The 4479-nt window shown below is 46.3% G+C and carries 4 protein-coding genes, 1 riboswitch and 1 other annotated feature; all 4 genes read right to left on the reverse strand.

The genetic code is table 11. The features are described from left to right. Positions 1-434: 434 nt before the first annotated feature. Positions 435-1733: an asparagine--tRNA ligase gene (gene asnS / locus QOS07_RS09085; protein ID WP_283588628.1), complete on the reverse strand. Its 1299-nt coding sequence runs from the start codon at positions 1731-1733 to the stop codon at positions 435-437. A gap of 23 nt (positions 1734-1756) precedes the next feature. Then, positions 1757-2767, reverse strand: a complete 1011-nt coding sequence (gene asnA / locus QOS07_RS09090; protein ID WP_283588629.1) for an aspartate--ammonia ligase — start codon at positions 2765-2767, stop codon at positions 1757-1759. A gap of 62 nt (positions 2768-2829) precedes the next feature. Beyond that, positions 2830-3092: a binding site (T-box leader), on the reverse strand. Positions 3093-3148: 56 nt separating this feature from the next. Then, positions 3149-3562, reverse strand: coding sequence for a GNAT family N-acetyltransferase (locus QOS07_RS09095; protein ID WP_283588630.1), 414 nt, complete (start codon positions 3560-3562; stop codon positions 3149-3151). A gap of 2 nt (positions 3563-3564) precedes the next feature. Beyond that, positions 3565-4116: a folate family ECF transporter S component gene (locus QOS07_RS09100; RefSeq protein WP_283588631.1), complete on the reverse strand. Its 552-nt coding sequence runs from the start codon at positions 4114-4116 to the stop codon at positions 3565-3567. Positions 4117-4167: 51 nt separating this feature from the next. Continuing rightward, positions 4168-4264: riboswitch (THF riboswitch) on the reverse strand. Between the last annotated feature and the right edge of the window lie 215 nt (positions 4265-4479).

Here is a 4479-nt window from a genome sequence, read left to right on the forward strand (position 1 = left end):
CGCCGCATTCGCGCCAACTCCAGTTGCAATGTTATTCATACGGCCCTAATTCGGCCTGCTCCACACTCATAGGTAACGTGTTGCGCAGGCCCGGGCCTAATGCATAACAAACAACTGGAGCCGCCGCATTCGCGCCAACTCCAGTTGCAATGTTATTCATACGGCCCTAATTCGGCCTGCTCCACACTCATAGGTAACATGCTACAGGCGCGGGAGCTAGTGTCTAACAGAAAAAAGTAATCGCCGCGTACCGCGTCAATCACTTTTTCCATGTTATTCATACGCTCCCTTTATGCGCCTTCCGCACTCAGTGGTAACGTGTTGCGTCCCCACGGGGCTGAGTGTCCAGCAAACAAAAAGAACCGCCGCATTCGCGCCAGTCCTTTTTGCCATGCTAGTCATCGCCCCTCTTCGGGGGACTCCACACTCATATATTATGGGTTCAACCGGTTGAGCATCCGTGGGAATGGGATGTTTTCGCGGATGTGGTCTTGTAACGTGATCCATGCCAAGAACCGTTCTAGCCCCATCCCGAAACCAGAGTGAGGGACAGAACCGTACTTGCGCAGGTCATCGTACCAACCATATTCCTTCTTGCTCAAGCCGTTTTCTTCCAGCTTGTTAGTGATGTATTCATAATCGTATGAACGTTCTGAACCACCGATAATTTCACCGTAACCTTCTGGCGCCAGTAAGTCGGCACAGATGACTTCCCGGTCATCTTCAGGGTTAGATGGCATGTAGAAGGCCTTGATTTCTTTAGGATAGTTCTTAATGAAGACCGGCTTCTTGAATTGGTCCGCCAGGTAAGTTTCTTCTGGTGAGCCAAAGTCGTCGCCGTACTTAACGTCCATTCCAGCGGCTTGCAGCATTTCAACGGCCTTCTTGTAGGTGATCCGTGGGTATGGCAATTCAGTGAATGGCTTCAAGCTTTCCACACTCCGGCCAACCATTTCCAATTCCTTGGCACAGTGGTCAATCAGGTCTTGGATCAAGTAGGCAACGTATTGTTCCTGGATCTTTTCACTTTCCTCTTCGTGGCACCAAGCCATTTCTGGTTCGATCATCCAGAATTCCATCAGGTGACGACGAGTCTTGGACTTTTCAGCCCGGAAGGTTGGGCCCATTGAATAAACCCGCCCCAGTGCCATTGCACCGGCTTCTTCGTACAGCTGTCCTGATTGTGACAGGTAAGCACTGCGGTCGAAGTAGTCAGTTTCGAACAATTCAGTCGTTCCTTCAGGAGCACTTCCAGTTAATTCAGGAGCGTCAAATTGAGTAAAGCCGTGCTTGTCAAAGAATTCCATCGTCGCCAACTTAACCCGGGAACGAATCCGCATCAGTGCCCACGGCTTGCGACTCCGTAACCATAAGTGACGGTTGTCTAGCAGGAAGTCAATCCCGTGTTCCTTGTTACCAATTGGGTAGTCTTCACTTGCGCCCACCATCTCGATATCCTTGATTTGGATTTCGTAGCCAAACTTAGACCGAGAATCTTCGTGAACTTCCCCGGTAACGTAGAAACTAGTTTCTTGGTGCAAATCGTGCTTTGCCATGTCAAATGTTTCAGGTGAAACATCGTTCTTCCGGATAACCCCCTGGAAGAAGCCGGTTCCGTCACGAAGTTGCAAGAAGGCGATCTTACCACTTGACCGCTTATCAGTTAACCAAACACCAATCTTGACAGTTTCACCCACGTGCTTAGGGGTTTCACTAATCGTAATTGTCTCCATCAATACTCACTCCTAAATAAAAATTACAGAATTTGAATGTGTGCCTTTGCGCACTTGTCTAACATTTCTTGTGGCCAAACGCTGGCTTGAACTTCGCCGACGTGCGCTTTGCCGAGTAACAGCATGCAAAGCCGTGATTGACCAATCCCACCACCAATGGAGTAAGGCAGTTCACCATTTAACAGCATTTGGTGGAACGGCAACTTTTCGCGGTCCTCTTCACCAGCCTTTTCGAGTTGTTCCCGTAAGGACTTTTCGCTAACCCGGATCCCCATGCTGGAGATTTCAAGTTTCCGTTGAAGTGGTTCGTACCAGAAAATAATATCACCGTTGAGTTGCCAATCATCATAGTCAGGTGCCCGACCATCGTGAGGTTTACCGCTGCGCTGCAGCTTATCACCAATCTTCATTACGAAGACGGCACCAAGTTCCTTAGCAATTTTATCTTCCCGTTCCATTGGGGTCAAGTCCGGCCAGCGGTCTTCCAGTTCCTGAGTAGTAACAAAGTGAATTTCATCTGGCAGGTGGTAAACAGCTTGTGGGAACTTGTACCAAACTTCGTGTTCCATGTGCTTGATTACCTTGAAGATCTTCCGAACGGTTTCCTTTAAGGTTTCTTCGTTCCGTTCGTCAAAGGCAATAACTTTTTCCCAGTCCCATTGGTCAACGTAGATTGAGTGGAAGTTATCCAAATCTTCGTCCTTCCGAATGGCGTTCATGTTGGTGTAGAGGCCTTCGTGCATGCCGAAACCGTACTTCTTCAAGGCCATCCGCTTCCACTTGGCAAGGGAGTGGACAACTTCAATTGTTTCCCCAGGCATACTCTTCATGGTGAAGGAGACTGGCTTTTCAACCCCGTTCAGGTTATCGTTCAGACCAGTGCTCTTTTCAACAAACATTGGGGCGGACATCCGTTGCAGGTTTAATTCCTTCCCAAATTCATCCTGGAAAGTTTCCCGGATGTAACGAATAGCAGTTTCGGTTTCCCGAATTGAAAGACGTGGATCGTAATCCTTTGGAATAATTAAGTCCATATTTAGCACTCCTCGTAATTTTGAATTGAGGATAAAATAAAAAGCCTTTCATCCCCGTTAATCAAAGGGACGAAAGGCTTTATTCCGCGGTACCACCCAAGTTGCCTAAGAATGTGAATTCTTAGACCTCTTTTCGAACGCAAACACGTTCTACCGGTGTGGTAACGTACCGGGGACGGCTGAGCCTACTCTGATTGAACCAATCATTTTAGTCAGCGGCACTGCGAGAAAGTGTTTTTCAAACGTCCAGGGTCGTCCGGTCTCTCACTATCACCGGATCACTTTACGAATGTGGCGTCATACTCGTCTTTCTCATCGCTTTTGAAATCTTTAATGATATTCTAACCTGTTTTTAAATAAATGCAACACTTTTTTATGAATTTATTTTTCGACTGACCAAGCCATCTGCACCTCATCGCTGGTTTGGTGGGTAATTGAGAAACCATTATGCTGGTAAAAATTAATTGCCCGCGGGTTCTTCTGGTAGGCAGCTAATTCTAAGAAAATATGTTTTTCCTTAGCTACTTCAAGCAGCTGTTGCCCAATCCCGTGGCCACGGAAATTCGCAGCAACAAAAAGACCGGCGATGTAATTGCCGGTCAGTCCAATAAAGCCCCGAACAACTCCTTGATCGTCAACAAAGCAGTAAACGTCTGCCTGCTGAATTGCTGTCCGAACAGACGGCCGTTGGTCTTCCCAGTATGAACGGGGAATGAAGGAGTGGGCTTCACGGTTGCCATCGAACCAAATCTGCATGACAGTATCAAGGTCAGATGGAATCATTTTTCTAATCATTATTAACGGTCCAAGTTTAAATTAATTCGTGATAGCTGCCGGAGAATGATCAACACAATAACGGCTTCTAGTGGCCAGGAGATGATTTCCTTTGGTACCCGGATAGCCAAGAGGGCGGTAAAAGCCCGGCCGGTACTGGAAGAAGTCATACTCATTAGGTAAACCCATAGTGTGGTGAAGAAGACATTGGTAACTAGGATCTGGACGAATTCATAAATGAAAATTCGTTGCCAGGTAACTTTCTGGTTGTATAAGAACATTCCCGCAATTACACCTGAGACAAAGGCGGAAAAGGTAAAACCAGGGAAGAACATGTTCCCGGTGTTTAAAATAGTGTTACTAATTATATCGTTAACCACCATTGCGGCACCGCCAATCCATGGCCCCAGGTAATAACCGATCAAGGCTGTGGCAATAAAGCCAAAGCTGAACTTGAGAACGGTCGGGTCACCAACTGATAACTTACCAAGGATTAACTGCAGTGCAACCAATAAGGCTGCTAACGTCATGTGGCGCGTCGTGAAACGCGGTCCGGCAAATGATAATACTGACATCATCAACACTCCCTAAAATATTTATTTGTTAGGGAACCATCGACGGCTGTCCGTGGTGAATGCGGAAAACCAAAGCAGCCATTACGGCCTCCTTCCAACGTTCACATTCCGTTCCGCTGGACAATAACTCTGAAGTTCCTACCCCAACAACCGGTAGTATACGATAAAAACGGATAATAAGCAATTAAATTAGCCATATTTTACATAAAACAGGATCTTTATTTACTAAACCGTTTAACATTGTTCAAATTTACACAAAAAATAGTTATTGCTAAAAGTTATAAAATACCTAAATTTCAAGAATAAGTTAGCCACTGGACTCAAATAAATAATACTGACCAATTGATTATTGGTTGATGGAGC

The sequence above is a fragment of the Limosilactobacillus viscerum genome, assembly GCF_947387525.1.
Taxonomy (GTDB): domain Bacteria; phylum Bacillota; class Bacilli; order Lactobacillales; family Lactobacillaceae; genus Limosilactobacillus; species Limosilactobacillus viscerum.